Raw genomic sequence first — 20,537 nt, forward strand, 5'->3', positions numbered from 1 at the left:
CGGCCAGCGGCTGCGGCTCAGCCCATCACCGGATCGGACTTGGCCAGCCGGTCGAACGCCATCAGGCTGTCGATCAGCGCCGGCATCCGGTCCAGCAGGATCATGTTCGGCCCGTCCGAGGGCGCGCGGTCCGGGTCCTGGTGGGTTTCGATGAAGACGCCCGCGACCCCCAGCGCGACCGCCGCGCGCGCCATCACCGGTGCAAACTCGCGCTGGCCGCCGGACGAGCCGCCAAGGCCGCCGGGCTGCTGCACGGAATGCGTGGCGTCCATCACCACGGGCCAGCCGGTGCGCGCCATGATCGGCAGCGACCGCATGTCGGCAACCAGCGTGTTATAGCCGAAGCTGACCCCGCGTTCGGTCAGCAGGATGCGGTCGTTGCCGGTGGACGCGACCTTGTCGGCCACGTTGGCCATGTCCCAGGGGGCCAGGAACTGTCCCTTCTTGACGTTCACGACCGCCCCGGTCTGCCCCGCCGCCAGCAGCAGGTCGGTCTGGCGCGACAGGAACGCGGGGATCTGGATGATGTCGGCCACCTCGGCCGCGCGCAGGGCCTGCGCCCCGTCATGCACGTCGGTCAGCACCGGGCAGCCGATCCGGTCGCGCACCGCGGCCAGCATTGCCAGCCCCTCGTCGATTCCGACCCCGCGTCGCCCCGCCAGCGAGGTGCGGTTCGCCTTGTCATAGCTGGCCTTGAACACGAACCCCGCGCCCGCGCGGGCGCAGGCGGCGGCCAGCACCTCGGCGATCGCCACCGCGTGGTCCAGCGTTTCCAGCTGGCACGGTCCCGCGATCAGGACCAGCGGCAGGTCGTTGCCGAAGGTCACGTCGCGCACGGCGACATGGCGGATCACGACGACACCTGTTCGCGCAGGATCGAGGATGTGAGCGACAGCATCAGGTAAACCCCTGCAAAGATCAGGAACGCGACCAGCGTGTTCTGGAACGCCTTGGGATAGCTCGGCTCGTCGGGCGGGACCGGGGCCACCGACAGCGACAGGTAACGCACCTGCTTGTTGGCCTCGATCCGGGCGGTTTCCATCTGCGTGGCGGCGGCGGCCAGCAGTTCCTGCCGGGTCGCAAGGTCGCTTTCCGCGATCCTGATCTCGCCCGAGATGGCGGCCAGCGAGGCGCGCTTGCCGGTATCCTCGGTCAGTTGCGCGCGGGTGTCGGCGATCATCTGTTCCAGCCGGGTGATTTCGCCCTGAACGCCCTGCACGCGGCTTTGGTTCGGGCGCGCGTTCGATTGCAGCGCGCCCAGTTCCAGCCGCTTTTCGCTGAGCTGGGTTTCCAGCATCGAGATCTGGCTCATCACCACCGTGCCTTCGGCCAGCGGGTCTAGGACGCCCATGCGTTCCTGCAACTGCTGCACGCGGGCCTGCGCCTGCTGCATCTTGGCCTCGGCATCCTCATAGCTTTCCACGGCGCCCTCCATCTGGTCGTCGCGCAGGCGGGCGGTCATCTGGTCCACCTGCCCCTCGGCATAGCGGATCAGCGCCAGCGAGAACTGCTCGCTCAGCTGCGGATCGGGGGCCACCACCTCAAGGTCGATCACGCCCTCGGTCGGGTCATAGCCGATCTTGACCGATTTCTGGTACAGCCGATACGCCTCTTCGTTGCTGGCGTCGGCCGGCAGGCGCAGGATCGGGTCCAGCGACGGATCCTGAAAGGCGCGCTTGAAGCCCAGCTCCTGGTCCAGCCGCTGCATCGCGTCGCGCGAGTTCAGATAGCTTTGCACCGACACGCTGTCGGGGTTGGTGGCCAGCTGCGTGCCGGAAAACAGGCTGCCCAGCTCGCCGCCGCCCGACGCCTGCGCCTGCTGGATCTGGAACTGCGAGTTGGTCGCGTAAAGCGGCGTGGCCTGGGTGAAATAATACCAGCCCGCGACCAGCGTCGGCAGCCCGACGAACAGCGCCAGCCGCATCATCAGCATCGCCAGCTTGCGGCGGCGGCGGCGCGCGATGTCGCGCTGGATGCGCCAGATTTCGGCCGCGCGCCGATCCTCGGTCATCGCCTCGCGCGAGGGCAGGGGCGCGCCGGGGGTGCCGGGCGGCGCGATCGGCATGATCTCGCGCCGGCGGGCGCGATCGGGCAGGGTCGTGCGGGGCAGTGTGGCCGGCGCCTGGGGCGACGGCGCGGACGCCGCGGCGCTGCCCGCGCTGGACAGCATCTGCCCCACGGCCGCGCGGTGGAACGGGTCGACGCCGCGTTCGCGCAGGCGCAGCACGGCCTCGTATTCCGAGGCGACGTCGATCCCGTGCATCGCGGCGATGCGCGCGGCCATGCGCAACTGGCGCGAGGTCAGGTTCTCGGCCCGGATGGCCGCCAGCGCGGCGGCATCGGACGCGCCGGCGGGCTGGGCCGGGACGTCGGGCTGCGGCGGCACGGCGGGCTGAGGCGACGGCGGGCCGTCAGGATCGCCGCCGCGGTCCGGCGAGGCAGCGGACGACGCAGCGGACCGGGCCTCGTCTTCGCGCGCGCTGCCGGGGAAATGCATCGAACCGAAGCCGTCGTCCAGGGCGGCCGCGGCGAACGGGTTTTCCGGCGCATCGCTGCGGCCCTGCGGCGGTTGCGCGGCGGCATCCGTGCGCCGCACCACCTCGACCCGGACCTGCGGGGCGTTCGCGGCCCGGCCCGCGTCCGGGGCCGCGCCACCCGCGCCACCCGCGCCGCGCGCGGCGGCGACAGGCGATTCCCCGCGGGTCAGATGAAACCGGCGGACCTTAGGCGGTGTAATCATAATATTGCTTCGCCTCGTCCAATGTATCGAACATGTAAAGCCGCCCGTCGCGCAGCACCCCGGCCCGGCGGCAGAACTTCTCCAGCGTTCCGGCCTGATGCGACACCACCACCACGGTCGCGGTCTTGAGCCGGTCGAACAGCACGCTGCCAGCCTTGCGGTTGAACTCGACATCGATGGTGCTCGGCATCCCCTCGTCGATCAGATAGATGTCGAACTCCAGCGCCAGCAGCAGCGCAAAGCTGAGCCGCATCTTCATCCCGGAACTGTAGGTGCCCACCGGCCGGTCGAAATATTCGCCGATGTCGCACATCCAGCGGCAGAACGCCTCGACATAGTCGGGGTCCAGCCCATAGATCCGCGCGACATAGCGCGCGTTCTCGTTCGCCGACAGCCTGGGGATGATCCCGCCCATGAAGCCCAGCGGGAACGACACGCGGCAATTCGCGTGGATCTGCCCCTCATCGGGCTTTTCCAGCCCGCACATCATGTTGATCAGCGTCGTCTTGCCGGTGCCGTTCGGCGCGAGGATGCCCACCGACTGGCCCAGTTCGACCCGGAACGACGCCTGGTCCAGGATCACCTTGCGCTGCGTCCCGGTCCAGAACGACTTCGAGACATTGTCGAATTCCAGCATCGCGACGCAATGTTCCTGAAGATTGGGCGCCGGCGCAGGCGACCGGCCCGGGCGGGCTGCACGCGGCGGTTGTTCCGCCACGCTGCGCGGACATTATGCGGACGGCGTCCGACTGTAAATCGGCGCGCCGCCGATCGTGAGAATGCGGGGTTTTTTCCGGCGCGTGCGCCCCTAGCTATGGTCCATGACATGGGATGGCGACAAAGGGGCGGGGGATGCGGCCGCGCGGACGGCGGCGGTCGCGGCCGAACTGGCGGGCTGCCGCCTGTGCGCCGGGCGTTTCGCCGGCACGGCGACGGCGCATGCGCCGCGCCCGGTGGTGTGGTTCGCCCCCGGCGCGCGGGTTCTGGTCGCCAGTCAGGCACCAGGGCTGCGGGTCCACAACTCGGGCCGGCCGTTCGACGACGCCTCGGGGCGGCGGCTGCGCGACTGGATGGGCGTGGACGAGGCGACGTTCTGGGACCGCTCGCGCGTGGCGATCGTGCCGATGGGGTTCTGCTTTCCGGGCTATGACGCGAAGGGGTCCGACCTGCCGCCGCCGCCGCTGTGCGCGGCGACATGGCGGGGACGGGTGCTGGACGGCATCCGCCCGCGCGTCACGCTGCTGATCGGCGGGCACGCGATCCGCTGGCATCTGGGGCTGCGCGACGTCACCGCCGCCGTCGCGGGGTGGCGCGACCATGCGCCGGCGGTGTTCCCCTTGCCTCATCCGTCGTGGCGCAATACCGGCTGGCTGAAACGCAACCCGTGGTTCCTGGCCGAGGTCGTGCCCGAACTGCGCGCAACCTTGGCGAGGGTGCTGTGACCGATCCGACCGAGCTGACCGACGGGGCCGACCTGACCGCGCTGGACCTTCTGTGCGCTGTGCCCTTCCACGATGCGGATGCCCCCGCGCGGGCCGCGATCCTGCGGCAACTGGCCGACACCGAACTGCACGCGGCGCTGGTGGCTGACGCCGCGGGCGACGTGGCCGATCTGCGGATGTTCGACCTGCCCGGCGCGACCGTGGCGCTGGCCGCCGACGACGCCGCGGTGCTGGCGGGGTTCCTGGGCGGGCCGGTCGCCCATGTCTCGCTGCCCGGCCGCGTGCTGGCGGCGGCGCTGGCGGCCGAGGGGCGGGGCCTGCTGGTCAACCCCGGCCGCCGGTCCGAGATGCTGCTGGACGCCGCCGCACTGGCCTGGCTGGGGCAGGCGCTGGCGGTTGCCCCCGACGCCGCCGAGGCCGCGCCCCGTCGCCTGACGCAGCCGCGCCCCGACGCGGTGGCGGCGCTGGCCGACCCGCTGGCGCGGCGGCTGTCGGACATGGCGGGCCGCATCGCGGGCGGCGCGCTGGTCGGGGCCGACTGGCCGGACGGGCGGCAGGGCCACCTGCTGGCGATCGAGGGCGCGAGCGCCGACGACCGCCCGGCGCTGGCCAAGGCGCTGGCCGAGCTGCTGGCCTTCCTGCCCGAAATCCCCGGCGGGGTGGACGTCACGTTCCAGCCGCTGGCCCTGCCGGCAGGCGCGCTGCGCATCGAACCCGCGCCGCCCGCGCCTGCACCAGCCCCCGTCCGCCGCGATCCCCATGCGCCGCCGCGGCTGAAGTGGTAGGCAGGCGGCCGGTCGCCATTCCCGAACCCGGCGCGGCCGCGCACCGCATCGCCCGGTCTGCGGGCGGCAGAGAAACCCCGCAGCGCAGTTGCCTTTTCTAAAACCCGTCGCGGGGACGCGTATCCCAGCGCCCCGTCCTCTGGCGGCAGGGACTGGCCGAGGATCACGTGATTCCACGCGCGGCTGGAAACCACCTGCGCCCCTGACCCCCTCCCGAAACCCGGCGCGGGGCCGCGCGTCGCAACGCCTTTACAGCGGCACCCGCCTGCGCGCCCCTCAATACCCCCGCGCGCGATCCACGAGATAGCGCAGCGGCTGCCCGGCCATCGCCCGGCGCAGGTTGTCGGCCACAACGACCGCGGCAGTGGCGGCCCGCGTATCGGCCGCGATATGGGGCGTGACCGTCACGCCGGGGTGGGACCAGAACGGATGCGTGGGCGGCAGCGGTTCGGTCCTGAAGACGTCAAGGACCGCGTGGCCCAGCTGACCCGCGTCCAGCGCGGCGATCAGCGCATCGTCGTCGATCAGCGTGCCGCGGCCGGGATTGATCAGCCACCCCCCGCGCGGCAGCAGCGCCAGCCGCGCGGCGTCCATCAGGTCGCGCGTGTCGGGCGTGTCGGGCAGCAGCGTGACCAGGATTTCGGCCCGCTGCAACGCGCGGGGCAGGCCGTCAGCGCCGCCAAACGCGGCAATCCCCGGAACCTCGCGCCCCGACGCGGACCAGCCTGCGACGCGGAACCCCAGCCCGGCCAGCGCCTGGCCCACGGCGCGTCCCAGCTCGCCCATGCCAAGGATGACGACCGACCGCTCGTCGGCCAGGGGCGGCACCACATGGTTGCGCCACACCCCGTCCTGGGCATAGGCGTCCATTCCCAGATGCGCCCGCATGACCCAGCCGGTGCAGTATTCCACCATGCCCCGCGCCAGCCCCGGATCGACCATCCGGCACAGCGGCTGGGTCAGCGTCGGGTTGCCGACGATGCGCTCCACCCCCGCCCACAGGCTTTGCACCACGCGGGCGCGGGTGAACGGGGCGAAATCGGCCGCGTGCCCGTCCTCGGGCCAGCCGGGGGCATAGATCACCGCGTCGAACGACGCGGGGTCGCCCTCGCGCGACAGCTCCATCTCGGGGCAGGCGGCGCGCAGATGCGGCGCCCATTCGTCCCACAGCGCGTCGCGCACGGCAAAGAACACCTTCATCGCGGGCGGTTCACATGGGCCGACTGGACGACGCCGAAGGCCATCAACAGGATCATCAGCTGCGTTCCCCCATAGCTGACCATCGGCAGCGGCACGCCCACCACCGGCAAAAGCCCCATCACCATGCCCATGTTCACGGCGAAATACAGAAAGAATGTGGCCGCGATGCCCAGCGTCAGCAGGCTGGCGAAACGGTCGCGGTTGGTCAGCGCGGAATACAGGCAGAACGCCAGGATCAGCGTGTAAAGCCCCAAGAGCGAGATGGTGCCCACGAACCCGAACTCTTCTGCCAGTGTCGTGAAGATGAAGTCGGTGTGCTTTTCGGGCAGGAAGTTCAGCCGCGACTGTGTGCCCTGCATGAAGCCGCGGCCGGACCAGCCGCCCGATCCCAGCGCGATCTGCGCCTGGGTGATGTTATAGCCGGCCCCCAGCGGATCGGTGGTCGGGTCCAGAAACGTGTCGATGCGCCGGAACTGATAGTCGTGCAGCAGCTGCCAGTCGGTGCCGCGGCTTTTCAGCACGGCGAAGACCAGCCCCCCGACCGCGGCGATCACGGCGCCGAAATACCACAGGCTGACGCCCGCCACGAACATCATGATGCCGCCCCCGGCGACCAGCATCAGCGACGTGCCCAGGTCGGGCTGGACCAGCACCAGCGCCGTCGGCGTCAGGATCAGCACCACGGGGATCAGCACCCACAGCGGGCGCGAGACCCGGTCAAGGTCCAGCCAGTCGTAATAGGCCGCCAGCAGCAGGACCAGCGCGATCTTGGTCAGCTCGGACGGTTGCAGCTTGATCGGGCCAAGGTCCAGCCAACGCTGCGCCCCCATCGCGTTGTGGCCGATCACGTCCACCATCACCAGCAGCGCCAGACAGGCGACATAGGCCACCACCGAGATCGACCGCCAGAACCAGATCGGCACGAAGGCCAGCGCGAACATCGCCGCCATGCCCACGACAAAGCGTTCCAGCTGCGGCTCGGCCCAGACCTCGGCCCGGCCGCCCGACACGGAATACAGCATCAACAGCCCGGCCGACGCGACCGAGGCCAGCAGGAACACCAGCGGCCAGTTCAGATACAGGATCTTGCGCCAGCCGGTCGGCGTCTGGTCGGAACTGTAATCGAGATAGCTCACCGCCGCCGCCCCCTCAGGCCCGCGCCCGGCCGGACGCCTGCGCGACCGTGGCGGGCGCAAGGTGCATCCTTGCACGCATCTCCTCGATCCCGCCGCGCTGGCCGGGGGGATAGGCGTCCAGCGGCGGCAGCCCGCCCGCCAGGGCGAACAGCAGGATGTCGCGCGCCACCGGGGCCGCGACCGCCGACCCGCCGCCGCCGTGTTCGACCACGACCGACACCGCATAGCGCGGCGCGTCGAACGGGGCATAGCAGACGAACAGCGCGTGGTCGCGCCGCGCCCACGGCAGCTGGTCGTTCGAGATCACGCCCCGCGCCCGTTCGGCTGCCGTGATGTTGCGGACCTGGCTGGTCCCGGTCTTGCCCGCCATGCGCCATTCCGGCGCGATGATCCGCGCGCGCGGCGGTGCCGCGATCGCCGTTCATCACCGCGTCCATCCCCGCGCGCGCGATCCTCAGATGCGCGTCCGACAGGCCGAGATCAGGGAAATCCCCGACCGGCACAGGGGTGCCATCGACCGCCCGGACCAGCCGCGGGCGCACCTCGCGCCCGGTCGCCACGCGCGCGGTCATCACGGCAAGCTGCAGCGGCGAGGCGAGGACATAGCCCTGCCCGATCGAGGCGTTGATGGAATCGCCCACCTGCCATTCCTGGTCATGGCGCGCGCGCTTCCAGGCGCGGTCGGGGGCGATGCCCTCGGCGATGGCGGACATCGGCAGTTCGTGGCGCACGCCGATGCCCAGGCGCCGGGCCATCGCCGCGATCCTGTCGATGCCGATCTTCTGCGCCAGTTCGTAATAGAAGACGTCGCAGGACCGTTCGAGGCTCGCCACCGGCCCGACCGATCCGTGGCCCGCCCTGCTCCAGCAGTGAAAGCGGCGGCCGGCGACGGTGGTGTGGCCGGGGCAGTAGTAATGCGTGCCGCCGTCGATCAGACCGGATTCAAGCCCGGCCAGCAGCGGGACCATCTTGAAGGTCGATCCGGGCGGATAGACCCCCTGCACGGTCTTGTCGGCCAGCGGGCGGTGGTCGTGTTCCATCAGCGCCCGATAGTCCGGCCCCGAGATGCCGCGCACGAACAGGTTGGGGTCGAATGTCGGCGCGGACGCGCTGGCCAGGATGTCGCCCGTCTGCACGTCCAGCACCACGGCGGCGGCGCTTTCCTCGCCCAGCCGCTGGATGGCAAAGTTCTGCAGGGCGGCGTCCAGGGTCATCTGCACGGTGGCGCCCTGTTCGCCCTCGATCCGTTCCAGCTCGCGCATCTCGCGCCCGGCGCTGTTCACCTCGACCCGGCGGGTGCCGGCCTTGCCGCGCAGGTCGGTTTCCAGCTTGGCCTCGACCCCCAGCTTGCCCAGCTGGAACTCGGGCAGCATCAGCACGGGGTCGGGGTTCTCGATCTTGGACAGGTCATAGTCGCTGACCGGGCCGACATAGCCCAGCACATGCGCGAAATCGCCGCCGCGCGGATAGCTGCGCGACAGGCCGGATTCGGGCGTGACGCCGGGCAGGGCAGGGGCGTTGACGGCGATGGACGCGAACTGGTCCCAGGTCAGGCGGTCCGCCACGACGACGGGGGTGATCGCGCTGCGCCGGCCGATGTCGGCCAACAGCGCCGCGGCGGCGGTGTCGGTCATCGGGATCAGGTGACGCAGCCGGGCGATGACCGCGCCGGGATCGCCCGCCTCCTCGCGGGTGATGGTGGCGCGATAGTTCGCCTCGTTCCCGGCGATGATGACGCCGTGGCGGTCGTGGATCAGACCGCGCGCCGGCGGCAGCAGCCGCAGCTTGACCGAGTTGCCGTCCGACAGCAGCCGGAACTCGTCGGCGCGGTCAAGCTGCATCGATTTCAGCCGCCAGCCCAGCGTCGCCACGACCGCCGCCTGGATGCCGGTCAGCATCAGCCCGCGGCGGGTGATGCTGCGGCTGCTCTCGATGACTTCGCGCGGGGATTTCTTCATGGCGGCTCAGCCCGGTTCCGTTTCGCCGGGGGCCGCGCGGCGCAGCCCCGCCAGCGTGCGGGCGACCCACACCACCAGCGGATAGGCGGCGGCGGTCGCGATCAGCCGCAGCAGATCCTGACCCAGCGGCGGCATCGGCGCCAGCGTCTGCGGCACGGCAAGGATCGTCCGCAACACCCGGTCGGCCAGCACCATCGCCCCCATCAGAACGCCCACGCGCAGCCATTCAACCAGAAAACCCTGCGCGCGCCAACGATGCTCGCGCAGGCGCGCCGCCTCGGAGCCTGCGACCATGATCGCGGCGCCAAGGCCGATCGGGCGCATCAGCAGCACGTCGGCGGTCAGCGCCAGCGCCGCGATGACGGCGACGGGCACCTGTTCGGGGCGGCGCAGCACCCAGGCCAGCGTCAGCGCGACCAGCAGGTCGGGACCGGGCCACCCGACACGCCCCGGCGACAGCGGCAGCAGCGCCACGACCAGGATCGTCAGACCGATCCCGACATAGGCGGCTTGCCCGACAAGCCGGCGCGAGCGGGCGGGGTCAATCATCGCCCGCAGCCTCGGGCGGGGCGTCCGCGGCAACGGCGGCCAAGGGGGCGGCCTGCTCGCCCAGGGACGAAACGGGCTGCGGCAGCGGCGGGCCGATGAAACCGGGCGAGGGCGGCGGGATCAGCGCGCCCGCGTCCGACAGTTCCTCGGCGGCGTGGCTGCGCAGGACGCGCAGGAACTCCAGCCGGCCATAATCGGCGGCGAGCCGGACCCGCATCCGCCCGTCCGACGCCAGCACCGCCTGTCCGACCAGCAGGCCGGGCGGGAACAGCCCGCCATCCCCGGAACTGACCACGCGGTCGCCCGGGCGCACATCCTCGGGGCTTTCCAGGAAATCCAGGAAGGGCAGGGCGCTGTTGTCCCCGGTCAGCAGCGCGTGCTGTCCCGACGGCTGGATCGTCACCGGCAGCAGCGAAGACGGATCGGTCAGCAGCATGACGCGGCTGGTGGACCGCCCCACGCCCGAAATGCGGCCGACCAGCCCCAGCCCGTCCATCGTGGCCCAACCGTCAAGGATGCCGTCGCGCGCGCCCACGTTCAGCAGCACGGACTGGCGGAACGCGGTGCCGCTGTCGGTCATCACCACGCCCGAAACGCTTGTCAGCGCCGGGTCGATGCGGACGTTGTTCTGCGCCAGCAGCTTGGCGTTTTCCTGTTCCAGCTGGACGGCCGCCTCTTTCCACGCCGACATCTTCTGCAGTTCGCGGCGCAGTTCCTGGTTCTGCTCGTGCAGCCGGGCATAGGACTGGAAGCCCGCCACCATCCGGCTGAGCCGCGTCACCGGCACCATCGCCCATTCAAAGGATGGGACGAACCGGTCCACGAACGCCGCGCGCATCCGTTCCGCGCGCGGGCTGTCGATGCGCCAGAACATCAGCAGCGCCAGCAGCGACAGCACCAGCAGCGCCACCAGTATCCGGCGCACCGGCGTGGCATAGTCGTAGCCGCGGCGCGCCATCGCAGGCGGCCTCAGCTGTCATAGTCGATGACGTGGCGCAGCTGTTTTTCGTATTCCAGCGCCTTGCCGGTCCCCAGCGCCACACAGCTCATCGGCTGGTCGGCGATCGAGATCATCAGCCCGGTCTGCTCGCGCAGCGCAAGGTCCATCTCGCCCAGCATCGCGCCGCCGCCGGTCAGCATGACGCCGCGGTCCACGATGTCGGCGGCAAGGTCGGGGGGCGTCGCTTCAAGCGCGATCATCACCGCCTCGCAGATCTGCTGGACCGGCTCGGCCAGCGCCTCGGCGATCATGGCCTGGGTGATCTCGACCTCTTTCGGGACGCCGTTCAGCAGGTCGCGGCCGCGCACCATCATCGTGGCCCCGCGCCCGTCGTCGGGCATCCGGGCGGTCCCGATCGAGGTCTTGACCTTCTCGGCGGTCTGTTCGCCGATCAGCAGGTTATGGTTGCGGCGCAGATAGTTGATGATGGCGTCGTCCATGCGGTCGCCGCCGATGCGGACGGAACGGGCATAGACCACATCGCCCAGCGACAGCACCGCGACCTCGGTCGTGCCGCCGCCGATGTCCACGACCATGCTGCCGGTGGGTTCGGTGATCGGCATCCCCGCACCGATGGCCGCGGCGATGGGTTCCGCGATCAGACCGGCCTTGCGCGCGCCCGCCGACAGCACCGACTGGCGGATTGCCCGCTTTTCGACCGGGGTCGCGCCGTGCGGCACGCAGACGATGACCTTGGGCTTGGAAAATGTCGTGCGCCGGAACACCTTCTTGATGAAGTGCTTGATCATCTCTTCGGCGCTGTCGAAATCGGCGATGACGCCGTCGCGCATGGGGCGGATCGCCTCGATGCTGCCGGGCGTGCGCCCCAGCATCAGCTTGGCGTCCTCGCCCACGGCCAGCACCTGCTTTTTGCCGTCCTTGACGTGATAGGCCACGACCGAGGGCTCGTTCAGGATGACGCCCTTACCCTTGACATAGATCAGCGTGTTCGCCGTCCCCAGGTCGATTGCGATATCCGTCGAAAACAGACCGCCGAATGCCATTATCCTGTCCTTCCGTGCCTGCCCGGATGCGGCCTTGCCGGTGAATCGGGTTCGCCCCGACCCTGGCCGCCGCCCCATATAGGCAAGCGCCCCCAAAGGGAAAAGCCGATTCTGGACGTGACCGCAGCATCCCGCCGTGCCCCTGTCAGGGGGGCCGCGGCGTGATAGGATCAATGCCGCCGGATCATCCGGCCAGCACAGAGGAGGACACCCGATGACCAGAACGGTCCAGCAGATGCTCGACGCCGCCAATGCCGTCGTCCCGAAGATCGGCGCCGACGAGGCGCGGCGGCTGGCCCGCGAGGAAGGCGCCCTGATCGTCGATCTGCGCGAGGGCGCCGAGATCGAGGCGACGGGCCGCATCAGGGGCGCGGCGACGGTGCCGCGCGGAATGCTCGAGTTCCGGGCCGACCCCGGCAGCAAGTATCACGATCCCGCCTTCGATCCCGCGCGCCCGGTGGTGCTTTACTGCGCCTCGGGCGGGCGGGCGGCGCTGGCGGGAAAGACCCTGGCCGAGATGGGCTATGGCCGGGTCTATAACCTCGGCGGTTTCAAGGACGCCGCGGACGCCGGGATGGAGACCGAGCAGCCCTGAGGCGGTGGGAAAGGGGCGGCGCTGCCGCCGCCCGTGCCTCAGTGCGAATACATGCTGATCGACCGGGTGTCGCTGTCGGGCGAGGTCTTTTCGCGCCGCAGCTTCAGCCGGTTCAGCGCGCCGACATAGGCCTTGACGCTCGCCAGGATGGTGTCGGTGTCGGCGGCCTGGCCGGTGGCGATGCGGCCGTCCTCCTCCAGCCGGACGCTGACGGTGGCCTGCGCGTCGGTGCCCTCGGTCACGGCATGAACCTGGTAAAGCTGCAGCGTCGCCTGATGCGCGAACAGCGCGTTCACGCAGTTGAAGGCCGCGTCCACCGGCCCGTCGCCCTGCCGTTCGATGGTCTGTTCGCCGTCGCCCACCACCATCGTCAGCGTGGCGGTCGCAGGCTCGCCCCCGCCGCAGACCACGCGCAGCGTCCTGACCTGCAGATAGTCGCTGTCGGTGTTGGCCGCGCTGTCCTGAACCAGCGCGACAAGGTCGTCGTCGAACACCTCTTTCTTGCGGTCGGCCAGCGCCTTGAACCGCACGAACACGTCCTTCAGCTGGTTGTCCCCCAGCTCATACCCCAGGTCGGCCAGCTTGGACCGCAGCGCGGCGCGGCCGGAGTGCTTGCCCATCGCGATGTTGGCCTCGTTCAGGCCGATGTCGGCGGGGCGCATGATCTCGAACGTCTCGACGTTCTTCAGCACGCCGTCCTGATGGATGCCGCTTTCGTGCAGAAAGGCGTTCTTGCCGACGATGGCCTTGTTGAACTGCACCGGAAAGCCCGACACCTGCGCCACACGGCGCGACAGGCCCATGATCCGGCGCGTGTCGATGCCGGTGGAAAACGGCATGATGTCGTGGCGCACCTTCAGCGCCATCACCACCTCTTCCAGCGCGGTGTTGCCGGCGCGTTCGCCCAGCCCGTTGATGGTGCATTCGACCTGGCGCGCGCCCGCCTCGACCGCGGCAAGGCTGTTGGCCGTCGCCATCCCCAGGTCGTTGTGGCAGTGGGTCGCAAAGACGATCCCGTCGGCGCCGGGCACCCGTTCCAGCAACATGGCGATCAGCGCGGCGCTTTCGCGGGGCGCGGTGTAACCCACGGTGTCGGGAATGTTGATCGTGGTGGCGCCTGCCCTGATCGCGATTTCCACCACACGGCACAGATAGTCGTGTTCGGTGCGCGTCGCGTCCATCGGCGACCACTGCACGTTGTCGCACAGGTTCCGCGCATGGGTCACGGTTTCATGGATGCGGTCCGCCATCTGGTCCATGTCGAGATTCGGGATCGCGCGGTGCAGGGGCGACGTGCCGATAAAGGTGTGGATGCGCGGCTGGCGGGCGTGGCGCACCGCTTCCCAGCAGCGGTCGATGTCGGGGATCTGGGCGCGGGCAAGGCCGCAGATCACGGCGTTCTGCGCCTGTTTCGCAATCTCGGATACGGCGGCGAAATCGCCTTCCGAGGCGATGGGAAAGCCCGCCTCGATGATGTCCACGCCCATCTCGTCCAGCATCCCTGCTATTTCCAGCTTTTCGGCATGGGACATGGTGGCGCCGGGCGATTGTTCGCCGTCGCGCAGGGTGGTGTCGAAGATCAGGACGCGGCTGGGGTCACGGGTCTGGGTCATCTGTCGCTTCTTTCTGGCTGGTCTGCGGGGGTTGCCGGGCGCTGCGCCAAGTGAGCGGCGGCCCGGCTGGACCCGCTCAGCGCAGCGTAAGAAGCAGCAGGCCGCGAAGGTTCACGAACCGTGCGCCGGCCGGACGGGCGTCGGCGGTGTGGGTCGAGGCAAGGATGCGGGTCCGCGTCATGACGGCGACTATAACGCTGCGTCCGGCGAAGGAAAGGGGGCAATCGACGCGGCCGGTCAGTCCAGCCGCGCGCCCGTGAACCGCCCGACGGCGATGCCGGCATCCGCCAGCGCGGCGCGCACGGCGCGGGCGATCTGGACCGCGCCCGGCGTGTCGCCGTGCAGGCAGATCGTGTCGATGCGCGTCGGGATCGGATGGCCCCCCTCGGGCAGGATCGCGCCTGCGCAGACCATCCGCACCACGCGCGCCGCGGCGGCCGCCGGGTCGTGGATCACCGCGCCGGGCAGGCGGCGGTCCACCAGCGTGGCGTCGGGGTTATAGGCGCGGTCGGCAAAGATCTCGCACGCCGCGCGCGCGCCCAGTTCGCGGGCGGCGTCCTGCTGCGCGGTCCCCGCCAGCACCATCAGGACGATGTCGGGATCGACCGACAGCGCGCCCTGAAAACAGGCCCGCGCCAGACCCGCGTCGCGCGACGCCATGTTGGCCAGCGCCCCGTGCAGCTTGAGGTGCCGGACCCGCCCCCCCGCCGCCCGCGCCATCGCCTGCGCCGCGCCCAGTTGCCAGCGCACCAGATTGGCGGCGCTGTCGGGGCCGATCTGCATCTCGCGCCGGCCAAAGCCCTGCAGGTCGGGAAATCCGGGATGCGCGCCGATGCCGACCCCTTGCGCGACCGCCGCGGCCATCGTGCCCGCCATCACGTCCCAGTCGCCCGCATGAACCCCGCAGGCGACGTTCGCCGACGAGATCACCCGCAGCAGCGCCGCGTCGTCCCCCATCGGCCAGGGGCCGAAGCTTTCGCCCAGATCGGCGTTCAGGTCGACGGACAAGGTCGTCATGGCGCGTCCCGGTCAAAGTGGGCGCTGACGACTCCGCCCACGAGGTTATAGGCCAGCAGGTCCGCGATCGCCGCCGGATCGCGCAGCCGCGCCCGGATGCGCGCGCGCAGCCCGGCCAGCGCGGCGGCGTGGTCGGCCATCGCCGCGCGCGCGGCCTCGCGCGAAACGAATCGCAGGCGCAGCACGGCCCCCGGCGGCGCCTGTGCCACGACCGGCAGGTCGCAGGGCAGGACGGTCGCGATCCTTGGATAGCCCCCGGTCGTCTGGCATTCGCCCAGCAGGACGAACGGCGTGCCGTCGCCGGTGATCTGGACATCGCCGGGCTGCACGATCTCGGACACGACCGACAGCCCGCCCGGCGCGGCAAAGCCCGCCGCGTCGCCCGCGTCCAGCCGCACGCCCATGCGGTTGCCGCGCGCGTCACGGCGGAAGTCGGTGCGCTGGACGCGCGCGATCTCGTCCGGGGGATACAGCGCCGTCTGCAGGGTTTCGACGACCCGGATCACGCCACCCGCGAACCGGGGCAGGGGATCCAGCCCCAGATCGACGGGGCCGCCCCGGTCGGTGCCCAGCGGCAGCCCGGACCCCACCGCAAGCGGTCCGCCGATACCCGCGGCCAGATGCGCCGACCGCGCGCCCAGCACCGTGGGCGTGTCCAGCCCGCCGCCGGGTATCAGATAGGCGAAGCCGCCCCCCGCGCCGGGGGTCAGCAGCAGTTCGGCGTCCGCAGGCAGGCGGTGGCTGGCGTTCCAGGCAAGCGGCCGGTCCTCGGCCCCCTTGCGCAGGATGGCGCGGAACGGCGCGCCCGTCAGGGCGATCCGCAAGGGCGCGGTCGTGCGAAAGCGGGCCGGCGCGCCCGCCATCTCGATCACCGCCAGCGCGGCCGACTGGTCCAGCAGCGCCGCACCCTCGGTCAGCGCCACCGGATCGGCGGCGCCGCCGCGCGACAGGCCCTGCGCCAGCCAGCCCGGCCGGCCCTGGTCCTGAACCGTGACGCCCGGACCGCAGGACAGCACGACCAGCGTCATGCCAGCGCCCCGATGCTGATGCCGCCGCCCGGCGTGCGGGCCAGCGCCGCAAGCCGGTCGGCATCGACGGGCGGAAACGCCAGCGCATCGCCCGCGCGCAGCAGAAAGGGTTCCGCCGCCGCCGGGTCGAACGGGCGCGCGGCGGTCTGCCCGACCTGCCGCCAGCCGGTCGGCGTCGGGGCAGCGAACAGCACAAGCTGGCGGATGGCGACGGCCAGCGCCCCCACCGGCACGCGCGGGGTCAGCGCGCGCTGGCGCGGGATGTCCCACGCCGGCGGCAGCTCGCCCACGTAAGGCTGGCCGGGCGCAAAGCCGATGGCCAGCACCCGCAGGGGGGCGGTGGCCAGCTGCTCGACCGCCTGCGGGCGGGTCAGCCCGGCCATCTCGGCCGCCTCGTCCAGCTGTGGCGCATGTGCGCCGTCGTAGCAGGTCGGGATGCGGATCAGCCGCCGGTCGCCGGGCAGCGGCGCGGCCGTCCAGTCGCGCGCCGCGACCAGCGCCGCGACCCGCGCCCGCAGCGGGGCCGGATCAAGCAGCGGGTCGAACCGCACATAGGTTGAGACGAGCGATGCCGCCGTCTCGGCCACCTCGGGCCAGGCGGCGGACCCGATCGCCTCGCGCAGCGCCAGCGCCGCGCGGTTCGCAGGCTCGGTCAGCCGCGGGGCAAAGGTGACGGCCAGCCCGTCCAGCCCGGACAGGGCGATGCGCGGCCAGTCGCCGCCGCTCATCCCTGCCTCGGGCAGGGGATCGGCGGCGATGGGCGGCAAAGGTCGGGCGGCATGGGAAACCCTGCGACGGGACGGGCGCAAAGCATCGGACAGGACGGGGGGGGCTGTCCAGACGTGTGCGCCGCCGACCGGCCATGCGGCGCGGCGAGGATGGCGCTGACCGCAGCGCGCTGCCGGGACGCGTCTGCCGGCGCCCCGTGCGGAAATGCCGGGGCGCCCGGCGGTCAGACCTCGTGCTTGCCGTTGAACCGCGCGAATGTCGCGCGGCGCGACGGGGCGAACAGGATGACGTCATAAGGCTCGGGCGCGACACCCGGATAGTCCATCCCGGGAGAGCCCGCCGGCATGCCGGGCACCGCAAGCCCCGTGGCGTCCGGCCGCTGCGCCAGCATCCGCCGGATGGCGGGGGCGGGGACGTGCCCCTCGACCACATAGCCCCCGACCTCGGCGGTGTGGCACGAGGCAAGGTCCGGCGGCACCCCAAGCCGTTGCTTGAGGCTGTCGACATCGGCCGATTCGATGACCCGGACCGGAAATCCCTCGGCGCGCAGATGCTGCACCCAGTCGCCGCAGCACCCGCAGGACGGATCCTTGGTGACCGTTACCAGCGGCAGGGTGGCCGCGCCTGCGGTCCGGGCCAGCCCCAGCATCAGCGGCAAAGTGGCGGCGGCGCGCAGGACCGCGCGGCGATTGATGATGTGCTGCATCCGAAACCTCGTCCAGGCCGGGACAAACTGCTGTCCACGGAACGGCATCTATCATCGTCCGGCCCCCGGCGGCAGGCCCGATCCCGCGGCGGGCCTGCGGCCCTGCGTCGCGGCGGCAGCCGTGATCGGCCCTGAACGGCGCCCGGCGCGCAAACGGCAGGGACATTCCCGCACGTCGTCATCGGACGCCGCTGTCCCGCGCTGTCGACCGTATCGACGCGACCGGCGCATGTTCCTTGCACCTTCCGCGACTGCGCCCCGGCGGCTATGTTCGCGCGGTGGAACCTGTCTGGATAGGCGCATGAACATGGTCGCGAAAAACAACTCGGGATTGCAATGCCACCCGTTCCGGTTTCCGCAATGACGCGGCGCGACGGCGTCACGATTGCGGTCGAAAGCCCCCTGGGCGCCGATCTTGATCTGCTGTTCGAACGGCATGTCGCGGCAATGCACGCCGACACGCCGCCTGAATCCATCCACATGATGCCGCGCGCCGCGCTGGACGACGCTGCGATCACGTTTCTTGTCCTGCGCGACGGCGACGTGCCGGTCGGCATGGGCGCGATAAAGCGCATTGCGCCGGATCATGGCGAAATCAAGTCGATGCACGTTCTGGTTGAAAAACGCGGCGGCGGATTGTCCCGGCAGTTGCTTGCGGCGCTGATCGACCATGCCAGCGCTGCGGGGCTGGCGCGGCTGTCGCTGGAAACGGGCGTGCAGCCCACGTTTGTCGCCGCGCGCGGCCTTTACGCCGCCGCCGGATTTCGGGAATGCCCCCCGTTCGAGGGTTACGGACCGGACCCCAACAGCGTCTTCATGTCGATGCCGCTGGGCTGATCCCGACGGAATTGCCCGCCCCCCGCAATACCGGGACGGGCGGGCAAACCTGTCCAAAAGGACCAGTTGTCCGATTCCCCCCGGTCCGCAATTCTGCCCCTTGTCCGCAGAATGCGGCGCATCTGTGTCAGCGAAGCCGCAGGTCCGGCCATGCCCGCCGGTCACGGTCCGAACGAAACGGGCAGAACGACCCTATCGCGCGATCGCAGTTTGCACATTCAAAGCGCCCGGTTCCGCCGGCCGCGTCATTTTCCGCGCCTGTTTTCCGGCGCAATTCGGAGACAATCGAAATGGCCGAAAAAGGCTTTTCTGACCACATGATCTCTGCGGACGCCGCGCCGGGCGCGGATCAGGACAATGGCCTCATCCAACCCGCCGCGGTGGCGAATGTCGTCGAGGGGACGGCCGGCGCCGACCTGATCGACGGCGGCTATTCGGGCGATCCCGAAGGCGACATGGTCGACGCGGGCGACAATGCGGCGGGCACGGACGACGACGTCATCCAGGGGTTCGGCGGCGACGACACGATCCGCGCGGGTGCGGGCGACGACACGATCTATGCCGGTGACGGGTCCGACGTGGTGGACGGCGGCGCGGGCAATGACGTCATCTATGGCTTTGGCGACACGCTGGGCGGGCTGGATGGCGGCGGCAACGACACGCTGCTGGGCGGCGCCGGCGACGACACGCTGCTGGGCGGCGCGGGCAACGACAGCCTGGACGGTGGCGACGGGGCGGATGCGCTTGTCGGCGGCGACGGCAACGACCTGTTCCGGGTCGGCGCGGGCGACCTCGCGCAGGGCGGCGAGGGGCGCGACGGGTTCACCATCGACGTGGGCCAGGCGGGCAGCGGCGCCGCGACCGTCATGGGCGGCGAGACGGGCAACGATTTCGACGCGCTGGACGGCTATGTCCTGCCCGGCCGGGCGGACCTGGTGTTCACGGGGGCCGAGGCGGGCACCCTGACCGCGGGCGCGACGACCGTCACCTTCAGCGAGATCGAGACGGTCGTGACCGGTGAATCCGGTGACAGCGTCGATGGCAGCGCGGCGACGGGCGGTTTCAACGTCAGCACCTCGGGCGGGAACGACACGATCACCGGCAGCGGCTATGGCGACACGATCAACGCCGGCAGCCAGGACGATCTGGTGAACGCAGGCGCCGGCAACGACGCCATCAACGCGGGCAGCGGCGCCGACACCGTGACCGGCGGGGCGGGCAACGACACCATCCTGCTGGGCGGCGCCGGCGGCGCGCGGGGCGACGGGGCGGCGGACGTGCTGGTGCTGGCCGACGGCGACGGCGCGGACAACGTCTTCGACTTCGAGGGGGCGGTGACCACCGGCGGGGTGGCAAGCTCGGTCGACCGCCTGGACGTCAGCGGGCTGACCGACGCGGACGGCAACCCGGTCGACGTGGGCGATGTGACCCAGATGCTGGTCGATTCCGACGGCGACGGACAGTTCGACGACGTCGTGCTGACCTTCGCGGGCGGGGAAAGCGTCACCCTGCGCGGCGTCGGGCGCGACAGCGCCTATACCAACGCGGAACTGTTCGCGATGGGGGTGCCCTGCTTTGCCGCAGGCACCCTGATCCGCACCGACCGGGGCGAGGTCGCGGCCGAGGATCTGGCGCCGGGCGATCTGGTCCTGACCGCCGACAACGGCCTGCAGCCGGTGCGCTGGGTGGGCGCGCGGCGGCTGGACGCGACGGTGCTGGCGCAGCACCCCAACCTGCGGCCGATCCGGCTGCGCAAGGGCGCGCTGGGTGACGGCCTGCCCTGCGCCGATCTGGTGGTCAGCCCCCAGCACCGGGTTCTGGTCCGTTCGGCCATCGCCCAGCGGATGTTCGGCGCCCCCGAGGTTCTGGTCGCGGCCAAGCAGCTGCTGCAGATCGACGGCATCGACATCGACGACGCGGCCGAGGTGACCTATGTCCATTTTCTGTGCGACCGGCACGAGGTCGTGTTTTCGAACGGGGCGCCGACCGAGTCGCTGTATACCGGGGCCGAGGCGCTGAAGGCCGTGGGCGCCACCGCGCGCGACGAGATCTTCGCGATCTTCCCCGATTTGCGCGACCGCGACCCGGCCGACCTGCCCGCCGCCGCCCGCCCGCTGTTGTCGGGGCGGATGGGCCGCAGGCTGGCCGTGCGCCACGCCCAGAACCGCAAGGCGCTGGTGCTGTAATCCGCGACGGCC

General features: G+C 70.9%; 18 protein-coding genes and 1 pseudogene. 5 read left to right on the top strand and 14 right to left on the bottom strand.

Annotated elements, in window-relative coordinates; translation table 11 throughout:
• Positions 1-17 precede the first annotated feature (17 nt).
• Genes kdsA through EPA64_RS08405 form a run of 3 tightly spaced genes read right to left on the bottom strand, consistent with a single transcriptional unit; the run spans position 18 to position 3,377 of the window.
• The gene (gene kdsA, locus EPA64_RS08395; RefSeq protein ID WP_134725942.1) at positions 18-851 is read right to left on the bottom strand and encodes a 3-deoxy-8-phosphooctulonate synthase; all 834 of its coding nucleotides are present in this window, start codon (positions 849-851) and stop codon (positions 18-20) included.
• Positions 851-2,740, bottom strand: coding sequence for a KpsE/RkpR family capsule polysaccharide export protein (locus EPA64_RS08400; protein ID WP_134725813.1), 1,890 nt, complete (start codon positions 2,738-2,740; stop codon positions 851-853). The genes kdsA and EPA64_RS08400 overlap by 1 nt, the downstream gene beginning before the upstream one ends.
• Positions 2,724-3,377 carry an ABC transporter ATP-binding protein gene (locus tag EPA64_RS08405; RefSeq protein WP_134725814.1) on the bottom strand — a complete coding sequence of 218 codons (654 nt, stop codon included), beginning with the start codon at positions 3,375-3,377 and terminating at the stop codon, positions 2,724-2,726. Before EPA64_RS08405 ends, EPA64_RS08400 begins: the two co-directional genes overlap by 17 nt.
• A gap of 184 nt (positions 3,378-3,561) precedes the next feature.
• Here EPA64_RS08405 and EPA64_RS08410 point away from each other — a divergent pair, with 184 nt between their 5' ends.
• A complete protein-coding gene (locus tag EPA64_RS08410) occupies positions 3,562-4,182 on the top strand; it encodes a uracil-DNA glycosylase family protein (protein WP_134725815.1) in 621 nt (206 codons plus the stop codon).
• A complete protein-coding gene (locus EPA64_RS08415) occupies positions 4,179-4,967 on the top strand; it encodes a hypothetical protein (RefSeq protein ID WP_246026679.1) in 789 nt (262 codons plus the stop codon). Before EPA64_RS08410 ends, EPA64_RS08415 begins: the two co-directional genes overlap by 4 nt.
• A 276-nt stretch (positions 4,968-5,243) precedes the next feature.
• On the opposite strand, the gene EPA64_RS08420 is transcribed toward EPA64_RS08415, so the two are convergent.
• The 6 genes and pseudogenes from EPA64_RS08420 to EPA64_RS08450 form a co-directional block, all read right to left on the bottom strand.
• Positions 5,244-6,167 (bottom strand): 2-hydroxyacid dehydrogenase, encoded by a 924-nt coding sequence (locus EPA64_RS08420; protein ID WP_134725816.1) that lies wholly within the window; start codon positions 6,165-6,167, stop codon positions 5,244-5,246.
• Positions 6,164-7,303 carry a rod shape-determining protein RodA gene (gene rodA / locus EPA64_RS08425; protein ID WP_134725817.1) on the bottom strand — a complete coding sequence of 380 codons (1,140 nt, stop codon included), beginning with the start codon at positions 7,301-7,303 and terminating at the stop codon, positions 6,164-6,166. Before rodA ends, EPA64_RS08420 begins: the two co-directional genes overlap by 4 nt.
• 13 nt (positions 7,304-7,316) lie before the next feature.
• A pseudogene (gene mrdA / locus EPA64_RS08430) lies at positions 7,317-9,261 on the bottom strand (penicillin-binding protein 2).
• 6 nt (positions 9,262-9,267) lie between these two features.
• Positions 9,268-9,810, bottom strand: a complete 543-nt coding sequence (locus EPA64_RS16285) for a rod shape-determining protein MreD (RefSeq protein WP_167626631.1) — start codon at positions 9,808-9,810, stop codon at positions 9,268-9,270.
• Positions 9,803-10,768, bottom strand: a complete 966-nt coding sequence (gene mreC / locus EPA64_RS08445; protein ID WP_134725820.1) for a rod shape-determining protein MreC — start codon at positions 10,766-10,768, stop codon at positions 9,803-9,805. Before mreC ends, EPA64_RS16285 begins: the two co-directional genes overlap by 8 nt.
• 11 nt (positions 10,769-10,779) lie before the next feature.
• A complete protein-coding gene (locus EPA64_RS08450) occupies positions 10,780-11,814 on the bottom strand; it encodes a rod shape-determining protein (protein WP_134725821.1) in 1,035 nt (344 codons plus the stop codon).
• 214 nt (positions 11,815-12,028) lie between these two features.
• Here EPA64_RS08450 and EPA64_RS08455 point away from each other — a divergent pair, with 214 nt between their 5' ends.
• Positions 12,029-12,409: a rhodanese-like domain-containing protein gene (locus EPA64_RS08455; RefSeq protein ID WP_134725822.1), complete on the top strand. Its 381-nt coding sequence runs from the start codon at positions 12,029-12,031 to the stop codon at positions 12,407-12,409.
• Between the two features lie 38 nt (positions 12,410-12,447).
• Here the strand turns inward: EPA64_RS08455 and EPA64_RS08460 are convergent, their stop codons facing one another.
• From EPA64_RS08460 to EPA64_RS08480, 5 genes are all read right to left on the bottom strand, one after another.
• Complete coding sequence (locus tag EPA64_RS08460) at positions 12,448-14,022, bottom strand: 2-isopropylmalate synthase (RefSeq protein WP_134725823.1); 1,575 nt, start codon at positions 14,020-14,022, stop codon at positions 12,448-12,450.
• Between the two features lie 237 nt (positions 14,023-14,259).
• On the bottom strand, positions 14,260-15,039 hold the full coding sequence (locus EPA64_RS08465; RefSeq protein WP_134725824.1) for a LamB/YcsF family protein: 780 nt from the start codon (positions 15,037-15,039) through the stop codon (positions 14,260-14,262).
• The gene (locus EPA64_RS08470; protein ID WP_134725825.1) at positions 15,036-16,067 is read right to left on the bottom strand and encodes a 5-oxoprolinase subunit C family protein; all 1,032 of its coding nucleotides are present in this window, start codon (positions 16,065-16,067) and stop codon (positions 15,036-15,038) included. The genes EPA64_RS08465 and EPA64_RS08470 overlap by 4 nt, the downstream gene beginning before the upstream one ends.
• Positions 16,064-16,834 (bottom strand): 5-oxoprolinase subunit B family protein, encoded by a 771-nt coding sequence (locus tag EPA64_RS08475; protein ID WP_342773361.1) that lies wholly within the window; start codon positions 16,832-16,834, stop codon positions 16,064-16,066. The genes EPA64_RS08470 and EPA64_RS08475 overlap by 4 nt, the downstream gene beginning before the upstream one ends.
• A gap of 185 nt (positions 16,835-17,019) precedes the next feature.
• Positions 17,020-17,502 (bottom strand): DUF411 domain-containing protein, encoded by a 483-nt coding sequence (locus tag EPA64_RS08480; protein ID WP_134725826.1) that lies wholly within the window; start codon positions 17,500-17,502, stop codon positions 17,020-17,022.
• A 360-nt stretch (positions 17,503-17,862) separates the two neighbouring features.
• Here EPA64_RS08480 and EPA64_RS08485 point away from each other — a divergent pair, with 360 nt between their 5' ends.
• Both EPA64_RS08485 and EPA64_RS08490 read left to right on the top strand, forming a co-directional pair.
• Positions 17,863-18,339 (top strand): GNAT family N-acetyltransferase, encoded by a 477-nt coding sequence (locus EPA64_RS08485; protein WP_134725827.1) that lies wholly within the window; start codon positions 17,863-17,865, stop codon positions 18,337-18,339.
• Between the two features lie 317 nt (positions 18,340-18,656).
• Positions 18,657-20,525 carry a Hint domain-containing protein gene (locus EPA64_RS08490; RefSeq protein ID WP_220443728.1) on the top strand — a complete coding sequence of 623 codons (1,869 nt, stop codon included), beginning with the start codon at positions 18,657-18,659 and terminating at the stop codon, positions 20,523-20,525.
• Positions 20,526-20,537 lie beyond the last annotated feature (12 nt).

Source organism: Paracoccus luteus (genome assembly GCF_004522155.1).
In the GTDB taxonomy this organism is placed as follows: Bacteria; Pseudomonadota; Alphaproteobacteria; order Rhodobacterales; family Rhodobacteraceae; genus Paracoccus; species Paracoccus luteus.

Excerpts from the sequence above, each read along its gene's own strand:
- EPA64_RS08400 (WP_134725813.1), bottom strand. The coding sequence starts at position 2,740 with ATGATTACACCGCCTAAGGTCCGCCGGTTTCATCTGACCCGCGGGGAA.
- EPA64_RS08405 (WP_134725814.1), bottom strand. The coding sequence starts at position 3,377 with ATGCTGGAATTCGACAATGTCTCGAAGTCGTTCTGGACCGGGACGCAG.
- EPA64_RS08410 (WP_134725815.1), top strand. The coding sequence starts at position 3,562 with ATGACATGGGATGGCGACAAAGGGGCGGGGGATGCGGCCGCGCGGACG.
- EPA64_RS08420 (WP_134725816.1), bottom strand. The coding sequence starts at position 6,167 with ATGAAGGTGTTCTTTGCCGTGCGCGACGCGCTGTGGGACGAATGGGCG.
- EPA64_RS16285 (WP_167626631.1), bottom strand. The coding sequence starts at position 9,810 with ATGATTGACCCCGCCCGCTCGCGCCGGCTTGTCGGGCAAGCCGCCTAT.
- mreC (WP_134725820.1), bottom strand. The coding sequence starts at position 10,768 with ATGGCGCGCCGCGGCTACGACTATGCCACGCCGGTGCGCCGGATACTG.
- EPA64_RS08450 (WP_134725821.1), bottom strand. The coding sequence starts at position 11,814 with ATGGCATTCGGCGGTCTGTTTTCGACGGATATCGCAATCGACCTGGGG.
- EPA64_RS08455 (WP_134725822.1), top strand. The coding sequence starts at position 12,029 with ATGACCAGAACGGTCCAGCAGATGCTCGACGCCGCCAATGCCGTCGTC.
- EPA64_RS08460 (WP_134725823.1), bottom strand. The coding sequence starts at position 14,022 with ATGACCCAGACCCGTGACCCCAGCCGCGTCCTGATCTTCGACACCACC.
- EPA64_RS08465 (WP_134725824.1), bottom strand. The coding sequence starts at position 15,039 with ATGACGACCTTGTCCGTCGACCTGAACGCCGATCTGGGCGAAAGCTTC.
- EPA64_RS08470 (WP_134725825.1), bottom strand. The coding sequence starts at position 16,067 with ATGACGCTGGTCGTGCTGTCCTGCGGTCCGGGCGTCACGGTTCAGGAC.
- EPA64_RS08480 (WP_134725826.1), bottom strand. The coding sequence starts at position 17,502 with ATGCAGCACATCATCAATCGCCGCGCGGTCCTGCGCGCCGCCGCCACT.
- EPA64_RS08485 (WP_134725827.1), top strand. The coding sequence starts at position 17,863 with ATGACGCGGCGCGACGGCGTCACGATTGCGGTCGAAAGCCCCCTGGGC.
- EPA64_RS08490 (WP_220443728.1), top strand. The coding sequence starts at position 18,657 with ATGATCTCTGCGGACGCCGCGCCGGGCGCGGATCAGGACAATGGCCTC.